The sequence below is a fragment of the Kribbella alba genome, from assembly GCF_039529635.1.
GTDB classification, from domain to species: domain Bacteria; phylum Actinomycetota; class Actinomycetes; order Propionibacteriales; family Kribbellaceae; genus Kribbella; species Kribbella alba.
On the sequence record NZ_BAAANE010000004.1, the window covers coordinates 1678318 to 1703659 of the forward strand.

The window sequence follows — 25342 nt, forward strand, 5'->3', positions numbered from 1 at the left end:
GGTGTACTCAGGCTTCCTTCCGGACGGCTGATTCGCGGCCGCGGACTCAGGCAGCCGGAGCCCGTGGGTCTGGAGCCCACCTACGGCGTCTACCTCCTGGGCAAGCCGCCGCCCGCCATGTCTTGGGAGTGCCGGTGGCTCAAGTGGCCCGACTTCCGGCTGCCCAGCGACGGCAGCGAGGCCCGAACGGTGCTCGCGGAGGCGCTGACACGAGCGGACGTCGACCGAGTCGAACTCGCCTGCGGCGGAGGACGCGGTCGGACCGGCACAGCCCTCGCCTGCATCTCCGTCCTCGACGGGGTTCCCGCTGCGGAGGCAGTCGCTTTCGTACGCCACCACTACGACCACCACGCCGTCGAAACGCCTTGGCAAAGAAGGTACGTCCGCCACTTCACCTGAACCCGTACTGCGCTCACCCCCGGACTCGGGGCATACCCTCACAGTGCCGGCAGGTCGCGGTCAGCTGTGCGCGCTGGGAGTGCCGCCGCCGGGCGCCTCGGCGTACAGGGAACCTAAGAGAGCAAGGGATTCCGCGTCCTTGCTCCCAGGGGTGGTTGTTCCCACCAGGAGGAACTGGCCGGGTGCGTTCTGGACGTCGAAGGTCTGGTAGGTGAGCGTGATCCGGCCGACATCCGGGTGGTTGAACGTCTTGACCTTGCTGCCCAGGCTGCTGACACCGTGATGTTTCCAGAGCACGGCGAATTCGTTGCTGCCGGCATTGAGTTCGTCGACGAGCAGGGCGACATCGGGGTCTTCCCCGCTCGCCAGCCGCAAAGCTTCCACTGAATCGCGCGCGATGTTCTCCCAGTCCGCGAAGAGCTCCCGGGCGGCCGGATCGTGGAAGAGCGTGCGGACCATGTTCTGCGGATCCGCCAGCGAGGCGAGGAGCGCATCGGCGAGCGCATTCGAGGCGAGGACCTCGAGTCGCCGGTTGATGATGTAGGCAACGGCTGTCGGGAACGCGTCCATCAGTTCCAGCAACCCGGGGTCCACCTCGTACTGCCTCGAAGTCTCCGGCTTCGGGAGCAGCCCGGCCAATCGGTAGGCGTGCAACCGGGCGTCGGAAGTCAGCAGCAGAGCTCTGGCGATCGCGTCGATGACCTGGCCGGACGGGTTTCGCTCACGCCCCTGCTCGAGCCGGGTGTAGTAGTCGGCGCTCACCCCGGCAAGGACGGCGACCTCTTCCCGGCGCAGCCCCGCGACGCGGCGACCACCCGACAAGGGCATGCCAACATCCCGCGGACTCACCTGCGAACGCCTGGCCCGGAGGAACTCGCCCAACTCGCTCACCCACCTGAGCGTAGTACGGACCGGGTGGCGGCCGTGGATACTGGCGCAGTGGACGGGGCGGCAGAGCAGAACTCATCAAAACCAACGGCCTACGAACGACCGACGGACTCATCAGCGCGGCCGGGCACGGTGGAGCAGCAGGGCTCGCCGGGGCAGCAGGTTCAGCCGGAGTCGGCTGCTTCATCGGATCAGCCCTGTCCATCGGATCAGCCCGGTCCATCGGATCAGGCCGGTCCATCGGAGCGGGCCGGCTACCGGCGGTCGGCGGGGTCGGCACGTGGTGAGGCCAGGCGGCAGGAACTCCTCGAGCGGGTCTCTGACGATCTCGGCGTCAACGGGCTGGTGGACTTCTCACTCCGTCGTGCGGCGCGGGCGGCCGGTACTACGCACAAGGTGCTGCTCTACCACTTCGACGGAGTTGAGGATCTCCTCACGCGGGCCGTACTCCGGTTGCGCGAGCGACGGATCTGGAACGCCCTGGCCGCGGCGACAGCGTCGACCCCAGGAGCGGATCGCCGACCGCTGGGCGACTGGGCGCGCGCGGTCTGGCCGGTTCTTGTCGGTCCGGAGTCCTGGGTGCTCGATCAGGCGATTGGTCTGGCGATGTACGACCCCGCTCACTACGCGGATCTGGCGCGAGAGGCGTCGAAGCAGTACCTGCCGACCCTGCTGGCGGCCTGCCCGGAGCACTGGTCCGTCGAGCGCAAGTTCGAGGTCGCAGAGCTGATCCTCGGCACCCTCCGCGGCTTCCTGATCGAATGGCGCACCAGCGGCGACGCCGCCGGGATCGAAGCCGGCTTCAAAGCACTGACCCGAGCCCTGGACCGAGAAGAGTCCGCCCTCTCCTGACCACAACCCACACCTCAGCGGCCCTCGGCCGAGCTGTGGGTGATAGCTGTCGCCCTTTTCGTCGACTGGCGCCAAATGAAGCCGCTATCGGTCGAAGAACCCGGCATCGGGTCGGGCCGACAGCACCCCTCGAGTGCCGCGGTGGCACGCGAGGGGGCCGTGGACAGATTGCGAACCGCGTGGTTCACTTTTGGTGTCTGCTGACACTAGGTGAGGTTGGTGGGGTATGGCTGTGCAGCGCGGGAAGGTGCGGTTCGCCAGCGGGGACGTTGAGTGCGTGGGGTGGCACTATCCGGGGACGAACGGCGGGTGCGTGGTGATGACCGGCGGGTTCGGGGTGACGAAGGAGCCGGGCACTGAACTGTTCGCGCGGCGGTTCAACGAGGCCGGGTTCACGGTCCTCGCGTTCGACTATCGCCGGCTGGGTGAGAGCGGCGGCCGACCCCGCCAGGTCGCGCGCATCCGGGATCAGGTTGCCGACCTGGAGGCCGCTGTCGAGTACGCCGCGACGCTGCCCGGCGTCGACCCGAACAAGCTTGCTGTCTGGGCCTTCTCCCTCTCCGGCGGCTATGTCTTCGAGGTCGCGGCACGTAACCCACGACTCGCCGCGGCGATCGCGCAGACGCCGAATGCCGACGGCCCGGCGGCAACCCGGAACGCGGCGCGCTACCAGAAGCCGCTCGCGATGCTGCGGCTCACCGGCCGGATAATCCTCGACGCGCTTGGCGGCCTGCTAGGGCGCGATCCCCTGCTGGTACCACTCGTCGGCAAGCCGGGGACGGTCGCGCTGCTGACCACCCCGGACTCGCTCAGGGGTGATGAGGCCCTCAATCCCGGCAACAAGTACCCGGACTGGAAGCAGGCAGTCGCGGCTCGATCGGTGCCAGCGGCAACCTCCTACAAGCCTGGTCGCTACGCAGCTCAGGTGCAGTGCCCGCTATTGGTGCTGGTCTGCGATCAGGACCAGTCCGCATTGGCCGCGCCCGCTGTCGCCGCTGCGGGCCGTGCACCGCAGGCGGAGCTGGTACGCATGCCCGGCGGTCACTACGAGCCGTTCCTTGGTGGTCACGAGCAAGCTGTCGAAGCCGAACTGTCCTTCCTCCGCCGGCATCTCCTCGAGCGTTCATCAACCGACGACCCCGCCACCGCAGGCTCGACACCTCCGCGGCCGGCATGATCAACCGACGCTCGGTGATTCGGGAATTCACACCCTAGCTGTGCCGCACCCAGGAAGATCCGGCCTGCCTCAGCTGCAGCCGCGGCACCATGCTCGACGGCATGAACAGCAAAGTTGTCCTGGTCACCGGCGCGAGCAGTGGAATCGGCGAGGCCACCGCCAGACGATTGGCCGCCGCGGGTCATCAGGTCTTCCTCGGCGCACGGCGGATCGACCGCCTCGTTGCGATCGGCAAGGAAATCGGCTCGGGGCATCGCGAACTGGACGTGACCAGCCTCGAGAGCATGCAGGAGTTCGTGGCTGCGGCACACGACCAGCACGGGCGGATCGACGTACTGGTGAACAACGCGGGCGTGATGCCGCTGTCGATGGTCGAGGCGTTGCGCGTCGACGAATGGAACCAGATGATCGACGTCAATCTCCGCGGTGTCCTGCACGGCATCGCGGCCGTGCTCCCGATCATGCGCGATCAGCGCAGCGGGCACATCGTCAACATCTCCTCGGTGTCCGGGCTTCGCGTCGATCCCACCGCGGCGGTTTACAGCGCGACCAAGTTCGCCGTACGAGCGCTCTCCGAAGGTCTCCGGCAGGAGAGCCGGGACATCCGGGTGACCGTGGTCAGTCCTGGCCTGACCCGAAGCGAGCTGACTGACGGCATCAACGACACAGACGTCCGCTCGGCAGTCCGGGGCCAGATGGACATTGCGATTCCGGCCACGGCCATCGCCGACGCGATCAACTACGCGATAGACCAGCCCGCAGAGGTCGACGTCAACGAGCTCGTCATCCGACCGACGGCGCAGGGGTGACCGCGTTGGTGGCGGCAAGCGCAGGATGTTCCCGCTGTGGAGCAACGAAATATCCAGTTGACGCCGGGTCGCCGGTGCCGTTGCCTCGGGGCATGGCGATCGAGTGTACGAACCCGCCCGGGCTGCATGCGACACCCGGGTATCACCACGTGACCAAGGTCGAGGCGGACCGACTCGTGTTCCTCGCCGGGCAGTGCCCGCTGCGGGAGTCGGGCGACCTCGCGGAAGGCGGGCTCGCGGGCCAGACCGACCAGGTCATCCAGAACATTCTGACCGCGCTCGAATCGGCCGGCGCCCGGCCGGAGGACGTAGTACGGACTGTCATCTATGTGGTCAGCTCGGCGCGGGAAGATCTCAGCGCGGTCTGGGCCCAGCTGAACGACTCCCCGCTCACACCCGCGTTCAACACCGCCAGCACGCTGCTCGGCGTCGCCCAACTCGGCTTCCCCGGCCAGCTGGTCGAGGTCGACGTCACGGCCGCCCTGTGAGCAGCGAACCTACGGGTGCCGGACCTGTGCGCAACAGACCTGTGAGCGACAGACCTGTGAGCCCCGGGGCTCTGAGCGTCGCTGCTGGGGTGCTCCAGTACGACGTCTTGTGGCCGGCGTGGTTCGAACGGATCCGTGCGCGGCTCGAGCCGGACCTGGGCGACTTGCCACATCACATCGAGCACGTCGGCAAGACTGCCGTGCCCGGTCTTGTCGCCAGGCCGATCGACATAGAGGTGGTCGTACCGACGGCCGAGCAGTTTCCCGTCCGCCCTCGCCGGCGAGATGCCTAGGCGGAGCGGTCTCGGGGTTCGCGTTTGCGGGGCTGGTCGCGTGGGATGAGGGTCGGGTTGACGTTGCCGAGGACGGTGTCGCGGTCGATCACGATGCGGGCGATGTCGTCGCGGCTCGGCACCTCGTACATCACGGGAAGCAGGACCTCCTCGAGGATCGCCCGCAGTGAGCGAGCTCCGGTGCGGCGCAGCAAGGCCAGTTCGGCGATCGCCTCGATGGCCTGCGCGGTGAACTCCAGCTCGACGCCGTCCAGCTCGAAGAGCCTGCGGTACTGCTTCAGCAGCGCGTTTCGCGGCTCTGTGAGGATCCTGGTCAGCGCCTCCAGATCCAGCGACGCCACCGTGGTGAGGACCGGTAGCCGGCCGACGAACTCGGGGATCAGGCCGAACTTCAGGAGGTCCTGCGGCAACACCTCGGCGTTCGTCCTCCTTGCGGTTGTTGCGCCGAATCCGATACTCGTCGGTCGGGTGCGCTGCTCGACGATCTGCTCCAGACCGGCGAACGCGCCGCTGAGGATGAACAGCACCCGCGAGGTGTCGAACTGGAGGAACTCCTGCTGGGGGTGCTTGCGGCCGCCTTGGGGTGGGACCGACGCAACCGTGCCTTCGAGGATCTTCAGCAGCGCTTGCTGCACGCCCTCGCCGGACACGTCGCGGGTGATCGACGGGTTCTCGCTCTTGCGGGCGATCTTGTCGACCTCGTCGATGTAGATGATGCCCCTCTCGGCCTTCTTCAGGTCGTAATCTGCGGCCTGGATCAGCTTCAAAAGGATGTTCTCGACGTCCTCACCGACATAACCGGCCTCGGTGAGCGCGGTCGCGTCGGCGATCGCGAACGGCACTTCGAGCATCCGGGCCAGGGTCTGCGCAAGGTGCGTCTTGCCACAGCCGGTCGGCCCGATCAGCAGGATGTTCGACTTGCCGATCTCGACCGGCTCGTCGGAGCCGGGCCTCTTGAACTGGGCAGGGTCCTGGTGGATTCGCTTGTAGTGGTTGTAGACCGCGACGGCGAGCGCCTTCTTCGCGTGCGGCTGACCGATCACGTACTGGTCGAGGAACTCATGGATCTGCCGCGGCTTCGGCAATTTCTTCGGGCCGTTCTCCTCGAACTCATCACCCAGGTCCTCCTCGGCGATGAGTTCGTTGCAGAGGCTGACGCAGCCGTCGCAGATGCACAAAGGGGTGGGGCCGGCGATCAATTTGTTGACCTGCTGCTGATCCTTGCCGCAGAACGTGCACTTCAGCAGGCCGTCGGCCACGGTCTCTACCGCCGTTCTCCTCAGGTGATGATGATGACATCCAGATGGTAACAACATCTGGATGGTCAAGGTATCTTGAGTTGGTGATCGAGGGAGACGGATGAGCCGACTGACCCGGGCCGAGGCGCAGGGGCAAACCCGGGCGAAGGTTCTCGCCGCCGCGCGGGCCGAGTTCGCCGAGCGCGGCTACCGCGATGCCAAGATCGACAACATCGCGGATCGCGCCGACCTGACCAGGGGCGCGATCTACTCGAACTTCGCCGGCAAGCGCGCCCTTTATCTGTCCGTACTGGCCGACCTCGCCGAGCACCCTCGCACCGCGGCCGTCGAGCCGGGAGTGAGTCGCGCGGAAGCACTTGCTGCGTTCGCGGACGTCTGGCTCGGGCGGCTCGTCGATTCCGGCGATGACACTGATCCCACGCAGGGGGGATATCGGCTCGGAGCGGAGCTCGCGACTCCCACGCAGGGGGGATATCGGCTCGGAGCGGAGCTCGCGACGGAGGTTCTTGCTGACGACGACACGCGCTGGCAGTACGCCCAGTTGATGAAACTCAACGCGATCCTCCTCGGGCTGACGCTCGAGCGCCTCCAGCCCGAGAATCGCGAGCGCCAGGCCGATCCGGCTCACAGCCGTTGGAGCGGGGTCAGCTCGGGCGGGGTCAGCTCGGGCGGGGTCAGCTCGGGCGGGGTCGGCTCGGCTGGTTCGAGTCCGGTTAGGCCGACCCGGGTGGAAGGGGGTCGGCTCGTCGGCCTGGCGGAGGTCGTCTTGAGCACTCTGCAGGGTGCGGGGCAGTTGACCGCCGCCGCGCCGGGATTCGTGCAGCCCATCACCGTCGCGAAGGCCTGCGCTCAACTGGCGAGTCTCGAGTTGGACGACCACTGGCAGCGACCTCCGACCCTGCCCGCCATCCGACCGGACAACGAGGCGTGGGCTCCACCTCCGGTCGTCGACGCCCTCCGCAACACACCGGCTCGACTCGGGCCGGATGGCCTCTTCGTCGTACTGGGACTGAACCGCCTAGCCGCAGCCGAGGACGCAGTACGAGCTGTGTCGCCGGGCACCGCGGTGACTGTCGCGCTCGTCTCTTCGCGGCCCGCGGAGCTCGGACCCTTGGCGCGGCTGACCGTTGCGGAACTGTCTGGTTGCCTAAGGCAAGCTTTTCCGTCGTCGGCGCTCCCTGAGCTGCAGCTCGTGCACGACGAGTCCGGCGAATTCGCCACGGCTGCTGGTGCCCAGGTGGTCGGCAACGACCTCGAGTACGCGATCCGAGTGTCAGGCGGCCGGATCGCCGCCCGCTCGGAGGGATTCGGTGCCGCTCATGCCGCCGCGCTCGCCGAGGTCAGGACGCCCGCGACCATCGGCCGCCTCGTTTGAGACGGCCGATATTTCCTCGTCCTGATCCGTAGGCTCGGGTGACATGGCCACTATCCTCATCACTGGTGCATCCGGGTTCGTCGGTTCGCGGCTGACCCAGCACCTGTCGCCCACGCATCGCATCGTCACCCTCTCCCGCCGGCCACCTGTTGCCGCTGCGGCCGGGCAGCCTGGCGCGACGGTGCTCGGTGATTTCACGTCGGACGAGGATCTCGCGCAGCTGGACGCATACGAGATCGACGCGGTGGTTCACCTCGCTGCAGAGACCGGTGGGACGAGCGAGGAGGCCGGGCTGGCGGTGAACGTGATCGGGACGCGACGGCTGCTGCGGTATCTCGTCGACCGTGGGGTGCGCCGGTTCGTGGTGGCGAGCTCGATCGCCGCGGCGGGCTGCCTCTCGCCCGAGTTCCTCCCTAGGCAACTGCCGATCCCAGCCGACCACCCGTGCGACGCTCGCGATGCCTACGGCCTGTCGAAGGCACTGATGGAAGAGGTCTGCGCGTACTTCCAGCGCATTCACCCCGACCTGGCGATGACCGTCCTCCGGCTCGGGGTCGTGGTACCGGAGGACACGCCACCCGTCGACGCCGATCGACTCAGCCGGATCGACCTACCGTTCTGCAGCCTGGCGACCATCGACGTACGGGACGTCCTCGGGCTGGTCGAACGCGCGCTCGACCTCAGCCCGGGGTTCCGCCAGCTCAACGCCGTCTCCGAGTGGATGCCGAGTCCGCTCGCGGTGCGCGACGCGCTCGCCGCGACCCTGGGTGATCGCGGCGAGGCGCTCGACCTCTCGGCGTACGAGGAAGGCGGCCCCACCTCGCTGTACGACCTCGCCGAGCTGACCCGGACGCTCGGTCGACCGGCAGTCGATCTCCGTTCGTCCGGGGCGGTTGTCAGGCGGTGACCAGGCCGTGATCAGGCGGTGATCAGTCCCGGCCGCGGGTCAGTACGCCGACCGCGAGCGAGGCCGCGCCGAGCCAGAGAAGCCGGCTCGACTGGTTCGGCTTCGTAGCCTCCTGCGGCCCAGAGCCCCGGGCTCGTCGAGGGCTGCAGCCGCAGGCCCGGAGGCCTGCTAGCAGGTAGTGGAGTTGGCCGCTGGCCGTGAAGACGCAGGTCGGGCCGTTCGCCGATCGTGGAACACATGGAGCCGGAAGCCCGCCACGCCAGGGATGAACAAGAGTCCCGACGGCAGGTCGCCTGGGCAGCATCCGGCAGATCGGCGATGGCGGTATCGCCGATGGTCGCAGCGGTTGTCACCCAGCCGCCCTCGGTGCGTCTGACCGCGCTGACCGGGCGGCAAATCCTCCGGCGCGGACTGAACCGCTTGGTGAACCCGCGTTTCCTCTGGCCGCGGGTGTTTCGGATCGGCCTGATGATGTGGGGTGCGGCGGTGCTGGTCACCCAGCTCACCCGCGATCTGACCCTCGTGCCGGCGGTCATTCTGATCGGCAGTTTCCTGGTGCCGGTCACCTGCTTGATTGTTGCCTGGGAACACCGGTTCGCCGGCGGCGTGCCTCAGGTCAGCACGACGATGGTCGTGCGCGCCGCAACGGTGGGCGGCCTCGGGGGCCTGCTTGCCGCCGCCGCCCTGGAACAATTGGTCGTCCATCAGAACCTCGGGATGTACTACGAGGTCGGGCTGATCGAGGAGGCCGCCAAGCTGGCTGCCCTCTTGTGGTGCGCCCGGATGCTAACCGGCCGGACAGTCCGTGGCGGTCTTGTGCTCGGCGCATCGGTGGGGTTCGGCTTCGCGGCACTCGAGTCAGCTGGTTACGCCTTCAACGCCATGCTCACGCCGCAGGGACTCTCGTTGGCCTCGCTGGTCGACACAGAGGTGCTGCGAGCGGTCCTCGCCCCGTTCGGCCACGGCGTATGGACTGCGGTAGCGGCGGCTGCCTGGTTCGCCGCCTACCCGTCCGGTTGGGTGGCCGTGCGCCGCTCGCGCAGACGCGGAGCAGTCCCCACCTCCTCGCCAGACCTGACCCTCCTCCGGGCCGAGGCGCCCGCCGCTCCCCGCCGCCGATCGGCGCGGCTCGTTGCCGTTGCCGCATTTCTTCTCGTCGCGATGCTGCACGCGGCTTTCGATGGCATCAACGGCATCGTCCTGACCGTGTTGAACCTTCCCCACGCCCTCCGGACCGGTTCCCTTTCCCAACTATGGAGCGGCCTGGCTCAGGGCGACTTGCCTGTTCCCGGCAGCACGCTGGCGTATCACGTCGCCTACGACGTCGGACTGACGGTCGTCATCTTGTTGGGCCTGAGTGCCCTCTTCGTGGCCAGGCAGGCGATCCGTCGCCGTGAGGCGGCAACCACGAGATCCGCACTGCCCACTCCACCCGGCCTCATCGCTGACGGCACCCGACCGCAGAAGGAACTCTGACATGGCTCTCATCCACCATTGGCCGCCACGCCGGTTCGCCGCCTTCCCGTCTGCCGGCCGCCTTGCGAACCGGGTCAGACGCCTTCGCCTGATCGTGCTGGCCGGCGCGTTCCTCGCCATCTCCGCAGTCGGGTCCGGCTTGGTAGCGCAGGCTGTGAACGGCAGCCCGAACCTGCGCCGCAGCCTTCCATTCGTGTTGTACGCCTTCTTCGCCTGCCTCAGCCTGCTCGTACTCCGCGCCGGCACGCAGCCGAAGCGACGTGGGCTGGAAGACGCACGGCCGTCGAGACGTACCGTCAACGACTGACGGATGCCGCGCACCCGCTGTTATCGCAACGGAGTCCTCACCGAAGAGGATTTCCCGCTGCACGACGTCTCCGAACACGTGGCAGAAGACTCCGCAGCGGTCTGGGTCGACCTTTACGCCCGTGACTTGGAGGGGCTTCAGCTCGTGGCCGACGAGCTGGGGCTGCATTCGCTGGCGGTCGAGGCCGCCACCGGCGGCCGGCAGCGGCCGAAGCTGGACCGCTACCTCGGCCATCACTTCCTCACGGCCTACGCGGTGCATCTCGATGTAGCCTCCGGACAGCTGAGCACCAGCGAGATCGCCGCCTTCATCACCCCCGCGGCCCTGGTAACAGTCAGGAACGACGACTTCCCGATCGACGAACTCCTGTCGCGGTGGGACGAGAACGCGGACCTGACCAAGCACGGCGTCGGCGCACTCGTCCACGGTCTACTGGATCTCATCGTCGACGGTCACTTCGACACCGTGCAGTCCCTCGACGACGAGATCGAGGGGCTTGATGAGCTGCTGTTCGATGACCGGCCACACGACGTCGAGGTCCAGCGTCGTAGCTTCGAGTTGCGCAAGAGCCTGGTCGAACTGCGTCGAGTCGTGCTGCCGATGCGCGAGGTCGTCAATACGATGATGAGACGCGATGTAGGGCTGGTCACCGAGGAGCTGACCCCCTACTACCAGGACGTCTACGACCACGTGCTGCGGGTCACCGAGTGGACCGAGAGTTTGCGAGATCTGGTCGCCACCATCCTGGAAACCAACCTGGCGATCCAGGGGAATCGGCTCAACGTCATCACCAAGAAGGTGACCGGCTGGGCGGCGATCATCGCCGTACCGACGGCGATCACCGGCTTCTACGGTCAGAACCTTCCTTACCCCGGCTTCGGCACCGCAGCGGGCTTCGCCACCTCGGCCGCCCTCATCGTGGGGCTGTCCACGGCTCTTTACATCGCCTTCAGGCGCAAAGACTGGCTCTAGCGATACCGGCTAGCAGGAATCCGGTTACTGCAGTCACCACGGAGATACGACTGCCGCCACCGGTGATGCCGTGGCCGCGGGATCGCGCGACGCTGGACTCATGGGCAAAAACCCTGCTGGTTGAACCCCCAACAGAAACCGCCACCCCAAGGATGAGTCGCATGGACGCTGAGGACGAATTGACCCCGGAGCAAGCCGGCCGCATGGCGGCCACAGCGGTCGCGTCAGACCTGGAGTACTGGGCGCGCACGGCCTCTGTCGATGGCCGCGTCGGGCTCAACGACCTGACTCGCGCCCTCGACGTCGTCCGCGAGGCAAGCATCCCCCGAAGCTGAGCAGCTCGGCAGCTCGGCAGCTCACGGTCGCCTTCCAGCGCGCCCTTCGTTCCGCCGCCACCGAACATCCGATCACCGGAGGCCATGGTGGGTGTCACCTTCGCCGCTTCGCAGTTTCCGCCGCTTGCCTTGGGCTTCTTCGGCCTGGGCGTCGGCTACCTGATCTGGGGAACGCAGGAACTGTTCGGCTTTCCCGAGCGGGATGAACGAGTCGACCGCTCGCTCGGCGTCTGGGGCCTGTGGATGCCAGGCTTCTGCCAGCTGGTGACCGGCCTGATCCTGTTCGTCGGCCTGACCTGGTTCCAGGTCTTCGCCTCGGACAAGATCCTCTACATGGCGGCGCTCGCGTTCTCGGCGTACGGCATCCATTGGTTCGCACTCGGCTGGAACCGCTACCGGGGAAACGACCCGCGTCCGAACGTCGGCATGTCGGTCGCCTTCACGGTCTTGTCCGCACTCGGCGCGACCGTCTTCTTCCATGGCGGGGACTGGCCGGTCGGCCTGCTGTTCATCGGTTTGGCCGCGATCTATGTCACCGACTTCTTCATCGCACTCGGCGCCGACCTCTTCGAACCCATCCTCGGCCTGATCCGCGTGGTGACCGGGCTGTGGCTGATGTACCTGATGTCCGCCGTCACCCTGAACTTCGCAGCCGGCTTCCACCTGACCGTCTAGAAACTCACGGACGGGCACTGACCCGGACTGCGAGCTCAACGCCTCAGGAGTCGTGGGCCATGTCCACGAAGCGCGAGTAGTGACCCTGGAACGCGACCACCACGTCAGCAGTCGGTCCGTTGCGGTGCTTGGCAACGATGAAGTCCGCTTCGCCGGGCCGAGTCGACTCCCGCTCATACGCATCCTCGCGGTGAAGCAGGATGACGACGTCGGCATCCTGCTCCAAGCTCCCGGATTCGCGGAGGTCGGAGGCCATGGGGCGTTTGTCGGAGCGTTGTTCAGAGCCTCGGTTGAGCTGGCAGATGGCGATGACCGGGACTTCGAGTTCCTTGGCGAGCAGTTTGATGGAGCGGGAGAACTCGGAGACTTCCAGCTGGCGGGACTCGACCTTCTTGCCCGACGTCATCAGCTGCAGGTAGTCGATCACGATCAGTTTCAGGTCGTGCCGCTGCTTGAGCCGGCGCGCCTTCGCCCGGATCTCCATCATGGTGAGGTTCGGGGAGTCGTCGATGAACAGCGGTGCCTCCGACACCTCGCCCATCTTGCGCGCCAGCCGGGCCCAGTCCTCGTCGGTCATCTTGCCGTTGCGCATGTGGTGCAGCGGCACCTTCGCCTCGGCCGACAGCAACCGCATGGTGATCTCGTTCCGGCTCATCTCCAGCGAGAAGATCACCGACGTCAGCCCATGCTTGATAGAAGCCGACCGCGCAAAGTCCAGCCCCAGCGTCGAGTTGTGCGTGGGGATCATCGCCTTACCAGCAAGGTAGAGATGATCGTCGTTGTCGACCTCGACACAGCGCATCGGAACGCTCTCGACCAGTCGAGCTTGCTTGACCAGACGGTTGCCGATGCGAATCGTTGACTCAGGGCGACGCTCCTTGTGCACGATCATCTTGCGGGACAGCTTGAAGACGTCATCGACCGTGCTGAAGGTGAGGACGTGGCCAGTCGAGGAGGCAGCCGTCCTGCCGTTGACGGCGCGCTTCCGGTGACCGCATTTGTAGCCAAGGCTGACGATCAGCTCGTAGACATCTAGTGCCAGTCGTTCATTGGTCAAAGTGATCTGGCAACTGCCCGTCGGGCTGACCGTCCCGTCGGTGTCCATCAGACCCGCCAGCAGATCCCGTCGCTGCTGCTCGGAGGCCCTCAGGTAGATGGCCGGGATGTGCTTGTCACCGAGGACTCCCAGTTTGCGGAGAACGGCCTGAACGGTGCCGTGATCTTCATGGCAGGACTGGCACCGCAGCCCCCCGGCATAGAGGCCGCCGCAGTCAGGGCACGTCGGGGCCGCCATCGGAGCCGAGAGGAAACGCGCCTTGCCGCCGCAAGATTGACCGCAGGTGCGAACCTCAGCCGACCTCGGCACGAAGGTCACACCGCAGACAACGCAGGATCGCGCGGGTCGGGCCTCCTTGGCGAACTGGATCGAGTAGTTGAGACCGGATTGCTTCCGAACCACCAGACCGATGGCCTCGATGAACATCGCCACTTCAGGGTCCGCCGACGTGAACCGCGCCGAAGCCGAATGTCCGTCACCCAGCCAGACGCCCAGAGCATAGGGGGCCAAGGGCAGCGGCTGATCCGGCAGATCGAGCGGAGAAGCGTTGTGGATCGAGTGGTTGATCCGCTGCTCCGATCCGGCACAATGAAGCGTCCTTGCGATCTCGGCGGTGGTTCGCACAGCGGCGAAATGGCGCTGGTCGCGGGCCCGGTTGTAGTTGTTCTCCGCCGCCCAGCGCGATTTTCGCGATGCTCTGGTCTCAGTCACCCACTGATGCTCTGCGTCGGCGGTGAGGCTGGTGCCGTCGGAGAAGGTCAGTTCGTAGCAGGGGCGGTCGTGCATGATCTCGGTGGCGGCGACGACCTTGGTGGCTCGGCCGTCTGCACCGATCAACTCGTCGCCGACGGCGACCTCGCCCATCGTGGTCCAGCCGGTGGGTGTCGGCAGGGGTGTGTCCAGGGCCAACGCCTTTCCCATGGCCGGGCGCGCCGCGATGATGATCATCTGGCCGGGGTGGAGGCCGTTGGTGAGTTCGTCGAGGTCGGTGAAGCCGGTGGGGACGCCGACCATGGCGTCGCCGCGGGAGTCGATCGCCTCGATCTCGTCGAGGGCGCCCTCCATGATGTCCTTCAGCGGCGCATAGTCCTCGGTGGTGCGCTTCTCGGTGACCTGATAGATCTCGGCCTGCGCCTGGTCGACCACGTCGTCGACCTCGCCCTCGCCGGCGTAGCCGATCTGGACGATCTTGGTGCCGGCCTCGACCAGGCGGCGCAGGATCGCCTTCTCCCGGACGATGTGCGCGTAGTACCCGGCGTTGGCCGCGAGCGGGACGGAGGCGACCAGGGTGTGAACGTACGGCGCGCCACCGATGCGGGCCATCTCGCCACGCTTGGTGAGCTCGGCCGCGACGGTGATCGCGTCGGCCGGCTCACCGCGGGCGTAGAGATCGGTGATCGCGTCGAAGACGATCTCGTGGGCCGGACGGTAGAAATCCGTGCCGCGAATCGTCTCGATCACGTCGGCGATCGCGTCCTTGCTGAGCATCATCGCGCCGAGCACGCACTGCTCGGCCGCAAGGTCCTGGGGTGGGGTGCGGTCGAAGCCCATCTCCGGACGGCGCTCTTCGTGGCCGCCGTCCTGTCCCCCGCGGAACTCCGCAACGCTCACTCGTCCGACCTCCTCGTCCCACACCCGAATCGCACCCCGGACTCTGCCCGCAGCCGGCCCCGGATCCATCACCACTCGAACACCTGATCGAATCGTAACCGGCAGTGCCGACAGTTTCGCTGGCATCATCCGCAGGCGGACTCGCCCCCGAGACTGCGGGCGGACGGTGTCAGTCACGCGACCGTACGCCCGTTGCTCCGAACCCGGGTAGCCGGTCATCCACACCCCCTGTGGAAGAGCTGTGGGAAACCCCGCGAACAGGTGTGCACAGGTTGGGTATATCCCTGTGGATATCTACGGAAAGAGTTCCGCAACCCTGCTTTGACCTGCGGTTTTGTCTGCACACAACTGTGGAGAAGAAAAAGATTCGATACCCACAGGTCCGGTGCTCTGTGCACAGGGGCCGCCAGGCACAATGAAGCCCATGCCCATTACCAGAACGCCGGCGAAGGGCCGCGCCGGCAGGCCGTACTACCGGCTACCGACTCGGCCGGCGTGAGTAGCCAGGACCGGGAGATCCTGAGGCTGGCCGTCCCGGCATTCTTCGCGCTTGTCTCCGAGCCGCTGATGCTGCTGGCGGACTCGGCGATCGTCGGCCATCTCGGTACTCCACAGCTGGCCGCGCTCGGGGTGGCTGGGACGATCCTGCAGACCCTGGTGGGGATCTGCGTCTTCCTGGCGTATGGGACCACCTCGGCGGTGGCCAGGCGGATCGGCGCGGGCGATCATCGGGGGGCACTCGCGCAGGGCATCGACGGACTCTGGCTCGCGCTGTTGCTGGGCGTAGTACTGGCTATTGCTGGTCTACTGCTAGCTCCGGCGGCTACAGCTGCGTTTAACCCGTCGCCGGATGTTGCGGACTATGCGGTGACCTACCTGCGGATCTCCTGCTTCGGCATCCCGTCGATGCTCCTGCTGCTGGCCGCTACCGGCGTACTGCGCGGTCTGCAGGACACCAAGACACCCATGGTCGTAGCGATCTCCGCCAACCTGGCCAACATCGGGCTGAACCTTCTGCTCGTCTATGGGCTCGACCTGAACATCTCCGGCTCTGCGCTGGGTACCGCGATCGCCCAGACAGCGGCCGGGGTCGCGCTAGTTGCAGTGGTAGTTCGCGGAGCTCGAAGAGACGGGGCCAAACTCCGACCGGACCGCCCAGGCATCCTCGCCTCCGCACAAGCGGGCATACCCCTCGTCGTACGCACATTGACGCTGAGGGTGGCGATCGTCCTGGCCACGTTCGTCGCAACTTCCCTCGGTACGACGTCACTCGCCGCGCATCAGGTCGCTTTCACGCTCTGGTCGTTCCTCGCGCTCGCGCTGGACGCGATCGCGATTGCCGCGCAGGCGTTGACCGGCCGCTCACTGGGCGCGGGTGACGTCGACAGCACGCGGGTGATCACCCGCCGGATGATGTGGTGGGGCCTGGCGTCGGGTTTCGTGGGGGGACTCGCACTGTGGGGTCTGCGGGACTTGTACGTGCCCTGGTTCACGGCCGACCAAGAGGTGCGGAGCACCCTCGGCGCAGTACTGCTGGTTGCTGCGATCTGGCAGCCGATCAACGGCGTGGTGTTCGTCCTGGACGGCGTCCTGATCGGTGCAGGCGATGGGCCTTACCTCGCCGTGGCTGGCGTGATCGCGCTCGTCCTCTATGTGCCGCTGGCGCTCAGCGTGCTGTGGTTCGACCGCGGGGTGGTCGCGCTGTGGTGGGCGTTCGGTGGGTTCATGCTGCTGCGGCTGCTGACGCTGCTGCTAAGGGAGCGCCGCGACGCCTGGCTAGTGACCGGCGCCGTCCGCTAGCCGCTCTCCCAGGGAACCTCAGTCGCCGCTGAGCAGGTCAGCGCCGGACTGGGTGGTTCGCGGTCGGCGAGTCCGGGCTCAAATGTGCCCGTACGCCTGTGCGCAGTACGGGCTCTTCCTTGGGTGGAGTCAGATTCCGCGCAGGTTCGGCCGGCGTTGGTCGAAGAAGAGGCCGGCGGGCGGTTGCTCCACGGGTAGCGGGGCGATCGGGTATTCGCTGTGGTGCCCACGGCAGGCCGCGAACGGACCGTCCGGATCCAGCAGCGCCGACATCTGTGGGTCCGCATGGTCGCGCCACCAGACCGAGATGCCGGTCGCGGGATCAAGGCGGAGGTTTTCCCAGGCTCGCCAGATCGCGTCGAGCCGGCTGAGCGCCTCGGCGTGCCGGAACCACTCGGGGCACCAGACGAACTGCTGACCGAGGCGCCGGCTGTAGAGGTAGATGAGCTTGTCCTCCACGAAGGCGGCGACGTGGGGGTAGAAGAGCTCCTGTTCACCATCCACGCTGCTGCTCCTCGCTCTGCTCCCAGACAGGCACCGGCCCGGCGGCCTGCAAGACCCCAGGTTGTGGACGACCGGCGGCGATCCATGCGCTCTGCGGTGCAACCGAAGAACTGGCGGCCGCCGGATCGTGCCGGGCGAGGGATGCCATCACCACATCAGCGTCGGGGCGACCCATCCACGGCACGGTCCTCACCATCGTGGCTGGGATTCCGGACGGGAACACGACCGCCCGGCCGGGCGGCATCGAGGCGAGGTCCGATACTTCCATGATGTGGTGCCGCTGGGTCTGCTTGCTGATCCCACGTTCGCCCTTGGTGTAGGTGACCGAGCTGGACAGGATGTCGTAGTCGCCGATCAGCTTGCTGAGCCGCTCGAGGAAGTTCGCGTCGGACACGCCACCGCCGTACACGCGGATGTTCGCCGCTGACCAGAGCTTCTCCATGCCCCGCTCGCCCCAGCACTCCACGCCCTGCGCCCAGGACTGCAAGATCGTCATCAGCACGATGCCGCGGGAGCCGAGGTGGCTGTAGAGGTCCGGAAGGTCCTTCCAGCGGCAGACGTTCGCCGCCTCGTCGAGCACCCCCAGCAACGGATTCGGCATCCGCCCGCCCGGACAGCTCTTCGCGTAGTCCTGGGCGGCCTCGACCACGGCCACCGTCAGAGCAGTGACCAGCGGGCCCGCAGTACCGGCGCCTTCCTTGGACAGGCTGTAAAGCGTGCCGCCTTCGCGGACGAACTCGTGCGGGTTGAACTGCGGCCGGTTGCCGTGCGGGACGACCCATCGGGTGACCTTGCGGTTCAGCAGGAACTGCGCGCTCTGCTGGGCAGTCCCGTACACGCCGGCGCGTTGCTTGTCGGGCGCGTTGATGACGCCGGAGAGCGCGTCGGCGGACAGATGCAGCCCGGGAACGGACCGAAGGATGCGCTCCGGCTCGTCGTTCCGCTGGTCGGCGAGCCAGCTGTAGACCTGCGTGACCGGGCGCTTCGCAACCGCGGCCGCGAGCAGCAGACCGGCCAGCAGATCGGTGCCGGCGGCATCGAAGAAGGCGTCCGTGCGCGCGTTCTCGGAACGCTGCGCCGCGACGAAGTGCTCCGCCAACTGCCGTGCCTTCACCTCGTCGGTCACGTAGCTGAGCGGGTTCCACCACCAGCTCGGTTCCTCGCCGCAGACCTCCTGTGGATCGAACACCCAGACCGGGCCGCGAGTCGATCGCGGATCACGAGTGGCATCCACAAGATCTCGCTTGTTCGAGGTCGCGATCACCGCACCCGGCGCGTCGAGAATCGCCGGTACTGCGCGGGCGGTGGTCTTGCCCGCCCGTGGACCCCAGATATCGACGTGCAGGTCCTCCCACGAACCGAACAGCTCGACGTTGTCCCGGACGGTTCGCCCGATCAGTACGCCGGGGCCGGCGTGACCGACACCGAGGCGATCCGCGATCTGCCGGGCGCCCTCACGGGTCAGCTTGCGGACGTCCTGGCGGCTCGACATCAGCTGGGCTGACCTATCCACTCTGGACGCGGAGCTCCGCAGTCGGCGGACCACGGACAAGCCGACGCCGGCAAGCAGACCCAGCACAAGCAACTGCAGGATCAACGCGCCCGTCGCTGCACCGGACCAGCGGAGCGTGCCATCGATCAGGTCCGTCAGGGCGTCGATCGGATTGACGTTCACCGGTTGGCTGTTGCCGGTCGCGGCGGCGAGTTTGAGTGATGTCCAGATGCCGCCGACCACGACGGCGAACAGGCCGATGCCGATGAAGAGCAACAGCGATTCGGCGGACAGACCGCCGGGGCCTGTACTTCTCTTGCCCTGGGCCACTAGTCCTCAGCTCCCGTCCTAGCAGCTACGCGGGTGGACGAGTCGGGCGGCGGCATCGTCGCCAGCTCCTCGGGCGGCATCGTCGCCAAGTCGCCGGACGGCGGCGGCGCCGAGGCATCGGACGGCATCGCCGAGGCATCGGACGGCATCGCCGAGGCGTCAGACGGCGGCATCAGCGTGTCGGGCAGCGGCGTCGCCGGCGCGTCGAGCGTGTACTCCTCGACGATCTCCTCACTGCCGTCGTCGGCGATCTCCAGCTTCAACGGCCGGCCGTCGGCGCCGGTTCTCCAGAGCTTGTTGGTGTCGTTGACCTCGCGCTCGACCGAGGTCAATCCGACATGTACCGGGATGCCCGGGCGGCCGCCGACCTTGACCAGGAAGTTGCCCCGACCAGGCGGTGCTGCCTCCACGCCGGTGGCTGGGTCCCAGGCGGGCGGGTCCTGCCAGCCGATGAGCATGTTCTGCTCCTCGTCGGACAGGGGCACCACCGCGGTCAGGTTCTCCATCTCCGCGCGCGGCAGGCCGCCGCAGATCACCATGCCGGACCGTTCGACGAAGCCCTTGGCCTTCATCCGGTCCTCGGAATGTTCCAGCGCGAGCAGGTCGGACATCGTGTGGGAGATCATCGCCATGCCGACACCCCGCTGCCGGTTCAACCGGGTCAGCGCGTCGACCCGATCGACCAGGCCGCGCCCGGCCCGGAGCACACGCCAGAGCTCATCGAGGATGACGAAGTAGTGCCGCCGGGGTTCCAGGCCCGCATCAGCGAGGGCCTGCGAGGCGGCGACCGCACCGAAGCCGTAGGACCAGCAGGCCAGCAGCACGGCCGCCTGCAGGTTCGTCTCGGAGTCGTCGATGTTGGACACGTCGAACACGACCGGCCGGTCCATCGCCATCGGGTGATCGGTCTGCTCCGAGAAGATCTCGCCCAGCCGCCCACCACCGACCAGACCGATCAGCGAGGCTTCGAGGCCTTCGGTGAGTTGCCGATAGCGCTCGAGGTTGCCGCGGTCCAGGGCGACGTCCCGGACCCGGTCCGGCGCTTCCTGGATCACCTGCAGGAGGTCCCGCAGTACCGGCGTGCCTTCGTGGCGCTCGTCGAGCACCTTGAGGGCCTCGTCGATGATCGTCTCCTCGCGGTCCGACGGAGGTGCCGACCGCATGATCGAGATGAGCGCCGAGACCATTGTCTGGCGGCGACCGTGGGCGTCGGCCTGGATCGCCTGCCGCGCACTGCCGGTCAACCGCAGCGCGGCCTTCCGTGACTCGCCCGGGTCGAGGACATTCAGATGACCGCGTCCGCGGCCCAACTCGATCACCTGACCGCCGAGCGCCTCGATGAGGTCCTTGTAGTCGGGCTTCAGATCTCCCAGCACCAACGGCTGAACGCCATACCCAGCAAGCCCCAACGCCATCCGACGCACCACGGTCGATTTCCCCGAGCCTGGGCGACCGAGGACAAAGGCCGACGGGTTGGAGATGAGTTTGGCTCGGGTGAACCAGTTGATGGGGTCGCAGCAGAGGGTGGAGCCGGATTGGATGTTCCGGCCGAGCGGTACGCCGATCATGGGGCTGCCGGTGCCTGCCGCGAACGGCCAGAGGCCACACACCTGGACGGTGGTGCCGCGCCATTCGTCCGGTGCTTGGAGGTAGCTCGAATAGCCACCGCCTGGGCCGGTCCAGCCACGCGCCATCGGCCGGCTGCCACCGCGCGGCGGCTCCCCGCCACGACTAGTCACAGGGCCTCCCGGATCGCGGACGGGACGGAGAGGTGGCTGGAGAGGACGATGCCCAGTGGGAGTCCTGCGGCGAAGGCCGAGTCTTGGGAGCCGAACGCGGGGCGCAGGAGGACCCGGGCGCCTGCGGCGAGGTTGTCGATCGCCGCGATCATGTCCGGGATCTTCTCCGCGGTCAGGACGGTCCCGGTGACGACCATGCCGAAGTTGACGAGGCCGGCGCCGCGAGCCTCCTCCTGCGCGGTCCGGTCGGCAGCCCGGGCCTCAGCCATGGAGCGCGCGGATGGACGCGCCGAGCTGGTTGCGCGGAAGGAAGCGTTGCGCTTGTCTGCCTCGACGATCCGGGCCGCGGTTGCCGCGTCCAGCGGTCGGTAGAGCAAGGTGACGCGCTTGCGATCAACGTCAGGGTGGGGCGCGATCAGTTGCGCCAGTACGGACGAGTAGACCTCGCCTCGCGGCGCCTGGGACATCTGCCAGGTCACGGACCAGGCCGTGTCATGCCTGTACCTGTCCCAGAATGTCCGGGTGCCGGCCGGCCCGACATCAGGCCACTCGAGCTCGGGCGGGGTGCCGTGGCTCCGCGCTTCGTCGATCAACACCGCGGCGGCCGGGTCGTAGGCGATCCGCACCGCCTCGCACAGCTCTTGCGCCGTGACAGGACGGGCCGCGCCGGCGCCGGTCGCACTGAGGCACTGGGTCAGAGCAGGCAGCCGGGCCGCGAGCTCACGACCGACCTCGGTGTCCGGTCGTTTCCTGCCGCCGCGATCGGTGCCCTTGAAGGTCAGCGCAACGCGAGCGGTCAGCAGAGCCGAACCCTCCGGATAGGTCTGGACCACCTCGGCCAGCATCGCCCGGGCGATCGGCGGCGCATCGTGCCGGAGGTTGCGAGCGACCTCGCGGCGCAACCGGATCCCTGTATCCGGGGCGCTTTCCACTGTCACCGAGGCAGCCACGATGCCCGGTTCATGACCGAGCGAGGCAAGCCATTGGCCCCATCGCGCAACCCAGACGTCGATCTGCTCCTCGTCGACCAGCGAGGCTCCGTCGGGCTCGGCGTTGATGACGACGGTGTAGTGCCTGGTGCTCGGATAGTGCAGCAGCGCGAAGGGCCGCCCGTAGGAATCCTGGAACTCGCTCAGCTGTGAGGCAGCCGCGAGTCCAGGGAGCTGAAATCTGCCCCACCGAGCCTGACCGAGTGGGCCTGACCGATAGTCGTTGCGCCGAGCCATCTTCGCCCACTCCCAGCCGAGACGATTCGAGATCCGTTGCACCGCGGACCGACCGTGCTTGTCCTTGGTGACCATCAACAGCAGGCACCCGCCCACCCCGCCGGCGCTGATCACGGCGCCGAGGACTCCGCCGGTCATGGTGGCGATCAGGATCAGGACCAGGCCGCCCAGCATCAGTCCGGTGCCGAGAGCGCCGAGACCGGCTATGCCTGCCGATGCCGGTCTGCGCCAGTTCCCGTAGGTCCTCGGGGCGGCCGCGGCGCGATCAGCCGCCGCCACTGCGGTCCCCCGCCGCTCCGCCGGTCAACGCCGCCACGGTCAGCCGCCGAGGCCCTTGACGAGCATCGAGGACGAGCCGATCACGATGCAGGCGGCCAACACCCAACCCAGGCGGGCGGCGTGTTCGCCACCCTCGCCGCGCCGCTGGCCCAGTGCCATCATCGCGCCCGCGATGACGACGCCGAGGATGCAGACGCTGAAGGCGATCCACGTCACCCAGTCGAGCAGCGTCTGGAACTTGTCGGCCACACCTGGTGGTGGTGTGCTGCCCATCGGGGCCATCAGGAGAATCGCTCGGGTCAGCATGCTGGATTCCTCTCAGTACTGGGTCGGGAAGGTCGAGGGGTTCGATCCGTGCAGGGCGTAGATGGACTCGAGGACCTCGAAGACCTCGTCGGGCGTGTTCTCCGGGCCAGGCTCCTCGCCACGGCGCCACTCCTCGATCCACGGCACGTCCCAGACTCGTGGCACCCCGCCGCCCACGATGTCGGCGAAGTCGTCGAGCACCCGCGGCAGTCGGCCGGGCGCATCCGCGACCAGGACCAGCCCCAGCACGAGGACCCCCTGGACCGCTCCGGACGCCCACTCGGCCGCTGCCCGCTGAGCGGAGCGCAGACCGTACGCATGCGTGCGAGCGACCAGCACAGTCGACGCCGGGACGGGTGGTGGTGGGATGGGCCAGCGATGCTTTGCCGCGCGGCTGCCGGGCAGCAGTTGCGCCATCGTCGACTCACCCGCACCGCCGTGCACGCCGACCCACCAGAGGGTGTCAGCGGCCGGGATCGCGAACTTCGGCAACCGCTCGTGCTCGAGTGGCTCGGTCACACCCGGCTGGGGAGCAGCGGCCCCCCGCAGCGGCTGCTGAGCTGCTGCCGGTTGCCCCTGCTCGAGCGCCACACCAAGCGCCACCGGCCGTGTCCATGAGTTCTGCTGCTGCGTCATTGCCCCTCGTCTCGCGGCGTTTCCAAGCGGTTGCCATCAGTATTGTCTCGCTATCCACTTTCGCTTGCGTCGGACTATCCACAGGCCCGACCGCGTCGGAATTGCCTGTGGATAACATCGCTTCCGGGTCAGCGGACCAGGCATCATGACCTTGGCCGGGCTACCGTCTGTGACTCCGAGCAGGCCGCGCGGCGGCGTCGACACCGAGAAGCAAGGAGTCTGGGGCTGTGTTGAGGGCTGACCGTGGCTGACAAGGGCATCCCGTCCTGGCCGAAGGTGACGATCCGGCTGTACGACGAGCGCAACGCCGAGGTGAAGATCGCCGGCCGCAGCCATCAGGTGAACCATCGCGACCCGCGGCAGGCGGCCATTACTCTGGTGGCCGAGCGAGCCGGCCAACTGGGACGACCGGTGAAGGCCACAGCGGTCGAATCCAGCGGCAAGTCGTGGCCGTTGATCATCCATCCGGACGGCCAGGTGGAGACCGCTGAAGCGGAGATCGAGACGACGGGGACCGGCAGATCTCTTCGGATGATCATCGCGGCGGCCGCCCTCGCCGTGGTCCTGGTCGGCGGCGCCTTGCTCTACTTCTTGGTCCTGAAGGACCCGGGCAACACTGTGGCGAAGCCGAAGGTGGCATCCAAACTGCCCGACCTGCCCGCGCCAACCGTCGGACCGGACCAGTTCGCCGCGCGACCCGTACCGCCGGGCTGGACCGCGAACGCGACCTGGACCGTCGACATCGCCGACGGCACCCACCCCGCGGTGTCACCGGACGGTCGCGAGGTCGCGGTCGTCACGCGGGACAACAAGATCGCGGTGTTCGACAGCAACGGCAAGGTGCTCTGGCAGGACAAGGTGCCCGACCAGTCGAGCAGCCCCGCCTACACCACCGTCGACGGCAAGCGGGTTGTCGCGATCGCCGCCCCCGGCACCCTTGAGTACTGGGCCGGTGAAGCCGCTCCGCCGACCACCATCGAGCTACCGAGCTCCGCGACGGTTCAGTTCTTCGGCACGTCGCCACTGGTGGTGCTGCCCGGGAATGCGGGCGCCAGCCTGGTCAGCGGCGGTCAGCTCCAGCCGGTCAAGAACCAGCCCCGACTGTCCACGATGCTGCTCGCCGAAGGCGACAAAGCACTGATGGCCCGGTACGCCGGTCCGCTGTTCTGGAGTCAGACCGGCAAGGAGCTGGCGCTGCTCAACCTGAAGCCGCCGACGGGCGCGAAGGGAATCAACCAGATCGTCGCAGCCAGTTCCGGCCGGGTGGTCGTGCTGTGGAACACCGGGAAGGCCGACGAGGTCATCCCGACGGTGAACTCGACGTCGACCGGGGCTGTGGTCGGCACCTGCCCCCGGACGACCACCGGCGACGCGACGAGCTGGAAATGGGTGCCCGACCAGGCCGGCAAGGTCGCGGCGTACGGGGAATGCCTGATCAACTTCGCCAGCGGGAAGACCGTGCGGCTGGAACGCTTCCAGCCACAGTCCATCTCCCAGCTGACGATCTTCGGACAGGCCGGCAACGGGCTGGTCGCGATCGTGCCGGGCGGGAAGCCGACCGCGCTCGGGGCCGGCACCGCGCGACCTTGGGGCATCGCGGGGAATCACGCGATCGTCGTCCACTCCTCGGTGCTGTACGCCCTGGACAAGAAGTGAACCGGGCGAGTCGAGGCGCGGCAGCGGCCGGCGGAGTGGGGGCTGCTGTGCTGGCGGCCGCCGTGCTGTATGTGCCACTGGCACAGGCGGCCGACGATGACCCGACGCCGCCGGACTTCCCGTCAGTCCAGAAGCCGACTGACAAGAGTGGCGGTCAGCCTGATCCAGGTCCGACCGAGTGGCCCAGGGTCGCTCAGTCAGGGATCGATGGGGTCGGCGATCCTCTCCCCCTGAGCTGGCCCGCACCCCTCAAGGGCTGAGCCCGGCGAAACGGCCGAGCCCGGTGGAAGGGCTGAGCCCGGTGGAACGGCCGAGCCCGGTGGAAGGGCTGAGCCCGGTGGAACGGCCGAGCCCGGTGGAAGGGCTGAGCCCGGTGGAACGGCCGAGCCCGGTGGAAGGGCTGAGCCGGGCGGGCCTGACCGGCGGCGTACGGCGAGCAGTCGTCGGCCGGGAATGACAGAAGGTCCGCCCTCGGGGAGAGCGGACCTTCTGGG

25 protein-coding genes are annotated in these 25342 nt (G+C 67.5%); 16 read left to right on the forward strand and 9 right to left on the reverse strand.

Features of this window, described 5'->3' with window-relative positions; translation table 11 throughout:
* Positions 1-63 precede the first annotated feature (63 nt).
* Positions 64-399 carry a phosphatase domain-containing protein gene (locus tag ABD210_RS14850; protein WP_344111897.1) on the forward strand — a complete coding sequence of 112 codons (336 nt, stop codon included), beginning with the start codon at positions 64-66 and terminating at the stop codon, positions 397-399.
* Between the two features lie 60 nt (positions 400-459).
* Here the strand turns inward: ABD210_RS14850 and ABD210_RS14855 are convergent, their stop codons facing one another.
* Positions 460-1290 carry a helix-turn-helix transcriptional regulator gene (locus tag ABD210_RS14855; RefSeq protein ID WP_344111898.1) on the reverse strand — a complete coding sequence of 277 codons (831 nt, stop codon included), beginning with the start codon at positions 1288-1290 and terminating at the stop codon, positions 460-462.
* 342 nt (positions 1291-1632) lie between these two features.
* Here ABD210_RS14855 and ABD210_RS14860 point away from each other — a divergent pair, with 342 nt between their 5' ends.
* From ABD210_RS14860 to ABD210_RS14880, 5 genes are all read left to right on the forward strand, one after another.
* Entirely contained in the window at positions 1633-2139 is a 507-nt protein-coding gene (locus ABD210_RS14860; RefSeq protein ID WP_344111899.1) for a TetR/AcrR family transcriptional regulator, read from the forward strand.
* 226 nt (positions 2140-2365) lie between these two features.
* Positions 2366-3316 carry an alpha/beta hydrolase gene (locus ABD210_RS14865; RefSeq protein WP_344111901.1) on the forward strand — a complete coding sequence of 317 codons (951 nt, stop codon included), beginning with the start codon at positions 2366-2368 and terminating at the stop codon, positions 3314-3316.
* 101 nt (positions 3317-3417) lie between these two features.
* Positions 3418-4125, forward strand: coding sequence for an SDR family oxidoreductase (locus ABD210_RS14870; RefSeq protein ID WP_344111902.1), 708 nt, complete (start codon positions 3418-3420; stop codon positions 4123-4125).
* A gap of 92 nt (positions 4126-4217) precedes the next feature.
* Positions 4218-4613, forward strand: coding sequence for a RidA family protein (locus tag ABD210_RS14875; protein ID WP_344111903.1), 396 nt, complete (start codon positions 4218-4220; stop codon positions 4611-4613).
* Between the two features lie 56 nt (positions 4614-4669).
* Positions 4670-4906, forward strand: a complete 237-nt coding sequence (locus tag ABD210_RS14880; protein WP_344111904.1) for a GrpB family protein — start codon at positions 4670-4672, stop codon at positions 4904-4906.
* Here ABD210_RS14880 and clpX read toward each other — a convergent pair.
* Positions 4903-6165: an ATP-dependent Clp protease ATP-binding subunit ClpX gene (gene clpX / locus ABD210_RS14885; protein WP_425552663.1), complete on the reverse strand. Its 1263-nt coding sequence runs from the start codon at positions 6163-6165 to the stop codon at positions 4903-4905. The two genes, ABD210_RS14880 and clpX, sit on opposite strands and share 4 nt — an antisense overlap.
* Positions 6166-6265: 100 nt before the next feature.
* Here clpX and ABD210_RS14890 point away from each other — a divergent pair, with 100 nt between their 5' ends.
* The 7 genes from ABD210_RS14890 (at position 6266) to ABD210_RS14920 (ending at position 12212) form a co-directional block, all read left to right on the forward strand.
* Positions 6266-7540, forward strand: coding sequence for a TetR/AcrR family transcriptional regulator (locus ABD210_RS14890; protein ID WP_344111907.1), 1275 nt, complete (start codon positions 6266-6268; stop codon positions 7538-7540).
* A 43-nt stretch (positions 7541-7583) separates the two neighbouring features.
* On the forward strand, positions 7584-8447 hold the full coding sequence (locus ABD210_RS14895) for an NAD-dependent epimerase/dehydratase family protein (RefSeq protein WP_344111908.1): 864 nt from the start codon (positions 7584-7586) through the stop codon (positions 8445-8447).
* Between the two features lie 237 nt (positions 8448-8684).
* Complete coding sequence (locus tag ABD210_RS14900) at positions 8685-9923, forward strand: PrsW family glutamic-type intramembrane protease (protein WP_344111909.1); 1239 nt, start codon at positions 8685-8687, stop codon at positions 9921-9923.
* A gap of 1 nt (position 9924) precedes the next feature.
* A complete protein-coding gene (locus tag ABD210_RS14905; protein ID WP_344111910.1) occupies positions 9925-10230 on the forward strand; it encodes a hypothetical protein in 306 nt (101 codons plus the stop codon).
* Between the two features lie 3 nt (positions 10231-10233).
* Positions 10234-11202, forward strand: a complete 969-nt coding sequence (locus tag ABD210_RS14910) for a magnesium transporter CorA family protein (RefSeq protein WP_344111912.1) — start codon at positions 10234-10236, stop codon at positions 11200-11202.
* 161 nt (positions 11203-11363) lie between these two features.
* Complete coding sequence (locus tag ABD210_RS14915; protein WP_344111913.1) at positions 11364-11537, forward strand: hypothetical protein; 174 nt, start codon at positions 11364-11366, stop codon at positions 11535-11537.
* An 87-nt stretch (positions 11538-11624) separates the two neighbouring features.
* Positions 11625-12212, forward strand: a complete 588-nt coding sequence (locus tag ABD210_RS14920) for a hypothetical protein (RefSeq protein WP_344111914.1) — start codon at positions 11625-11627, stop codon at positions 12210-12212.
* A 43-nt stretch (positions 12213-12255) separates the two neighbouring features.
* Here the strand turns inward: ABD210_RS14920 and dnaB are convergent, their stop codons facing one another.
* The gene (gene dnaB / locus ABD210_RS14925) at positions 12256-15099 is read right to left on the reverse strand and encodes a replicative DNA helicase (RefSeq protein WP_425552664.1); all 2844 of its coding nucleotides are present in this window, start codon (positions 15097-15099) and stop codon (positions 12256-12258) included.
* A gap of 276 nt (positions 15100-15375) precedes the next feature.
* Here dnaB and ABD210_RS14930 point away from each other — a divergent pair, with 276 nt between their 5' ends.
* Positions 15376-16680, forward strand: coding sequence for an MATE family efflux transporter (locus tag ABD210_RS14930; RefSeq protein ID WP_344111915.1), 1305 nt, complete (start codon positions 15376-15378; stop codon positions 16678-16680).
* Between the two features lie 129 nt (positions 16681-16809).
* On the opposite strand, the gene ABD210_RS14935 is transcribed toward ABD210_RS14930, so the two are convergent.
* Genes ABD210_RS14935 through ABD210_RS14960 form a run of 6 tightly spaced genes read right to left on the reverse strand, consistent with a single transcriptional unit; the run spans position 16810 to position 23192 of the window.
* Positions 16810-17184 carry a DUF4913 domain-containing protein gene (locus ABD210_RS14935; RefSeq protein WP_344111918.1) on the reverse strand — a complete coding sequence of 125 codons (375 nt, stop codon included), beginning with the start codon at positions 17182-17184 and terminating at the stop codon, positions 16810-16812.
* Complete coding sequence (locus ABD210_RS14940) at positions 17174-19006, reverse strand: type IV secretory system conjugative DNA transfer family protein (RefSeq protein ID WP_344111919.1); 1833 nt, start codon at positions 19004-19006, stop codon at positions 17174-17176. The genes ABD210_RS14935 and ABD210_RS14940 overlap by 11 nt, the downstream gene beginning before the upstream one ends.
* Positions 19006-20745 (reverse strand): ATP/GTP-binding protein, encoded by a 1740-nt coding sequence (locus ABD210_RS14945; protein ID WP_344111922.1) that lies wholly within the window; start codon positions 20743-20745, stop codon positions 19006-19008. Before ABD210_RS14945 ends, ABD210_RS14940 begins: the two co-directional genes overlap by 1 nt.
* Positions 20742-22250 (reverse strand): SCO6880 family protein, encoded by a 1509-nt coding sequence (locus ABD210_RS14950; protein ID WP_344111923.1) that lies wholly within the window; start codon positions 22248-22250, stop codon positions 20742-20744. The genes ABD210_RS14945 and ABD210_RS14950 overlap by 4 nt, the downstream gene beginning before the upstream one ends.
* Positions 22251-22289: 39 nt before the next feature.
* On the reverse strand, positions 22290-22556 hold the full coding sequence (locus ABD210_RS14955; RefSeq protein ID WP_344111924.1) for a conjugal transfer protein TrbC: 267 nt from the start codon (positions 22554-22556) through the stop codon (positions 22290-22292).
* 12 nt (positions 22557-22568) lie between these two features.
* The gene (locus ABD210_RS14960; protein WP_344111926.1) at positions 22569-23192 is read right to left on the reverse strand and encodes a DUF6668 family protein; all 624 of its coding nucleotides are present in this window, start codon (positions 23190-23192) and stop codon (positions 22569-22571) included.
* A 243-nt stretch (positions 23193-23435) separates the two neighbouring features.
* On the opposite strand from ABD210_RS14960, the gene ABD210_RS14965 reads away from it, so the two are divergent.
* On the forward strand, positions 23436-24848 hold the full coding sequence (locus ABD210_RS14965) for a PQQ-binding-like beta-propeller repeat protein (RefSeq protein WP_344111928.1): 1413 nt from the start codon (positions 23436-23438) through the stop codon (positions 24846-24848).
* A 301-nt stretch (positions 24849-25149) separates the two neighbouring features.
* Positions 25150-25305 carry a hypothetical protein gene (locus ABD210_RS14970; protein ID WP_344111929.1) on the forward strand — a complete coding sequence of 52 codons (156 nt, stop codon included), beginning with the start codon at positions 25150-25152 and terminating at the stop codon, positions 25303-25305.
* The last annotated feature ends 37 nt before the right edge of the window (positions 25306-25342 follow it).

Coding starts and splice junctions, on each gene's coding strand:
- ABD210_RS14865 (WP_344111901.1), top strand. CDS start 2,366: ATGGCTGTGCAGCGCGGGAAGGTGCGGTTCGCCAGCGGGGACGTTGAG.
- ABD210_RS14870 (WP_344111902.1), top strand. CDS start 3,418: ATGAACAGCAAAGTTGTCCTGGTCACCGGCGCGAGCAGTGGAATCGGC.
- ABD210_RS14875 (WP_344111903.1), top strand. CDS start 4,218: ATGGCGATCGAGTGTACGAACCCGCCCGGGCTGCATGCGACACCCGGG.
- ABD210_RS14890 (WP_344111907.1), top strand. CDS start 6,266: ATGAGCCGACTGACCCGGGCCGAGGCGCAGGGGCAAACCCGGGCGAAG.
- ABD210_RS14895 (WP_344111908.1), top strand. CDS start 7,584: ATGGCCACTATCCTCATCACTGGTGCATCCGGGTTCGTCGGTTCGCGG.
- ABD210_RS14900 (WP_344111909.1), top strand. CDS start 8,685: ATGGAGCCGGAAGCCCGCCACGCCAGGGATGAACAAGAGTCCCGACGG.
- ABD210_RS14905 (WP_344111910.1), top strand. CDS start 9,925: ATGGCTCTCATCCACCATTGGCCGCCACGCCGGTTCGCCGCCTTCCCG.
- ABD210_RS14910 (WP_344111912.1), top strand. CDS start 10,234: ATGCCGCGCACCCGCTGTTATCGCAACGGAGTCCTCACCGAAGAGGAT.
- ABD210_RS14915 (WP_344111913.1), top strand. CDS start 11,364: ATGGACGCTGAGGACGAATTGACCCCGGAGCAAGCCGGCCGCATGGCG.
- dnaB (WP_425552664.1), bottom strand. CDS start 15,099: ATGACCGGCTACCCGGGTTCGGAGCAACGGGCGTACGGTCGCGTGACT.
- ABD210_RS14955 (WP_344111924.1), bottom strand. CDS start 22,556: ATGCTGACCCGAGCGATTCTCCTGATGGCCCCGATGGGCAGCACACCA.
- ABD210_RS14960 (WP_344111926.1), bottom strand. CDS start 23,192: ATGACGCAGCAGCAGAACTCATGGACACGGCCGGTGGCGCTTGGTGTG.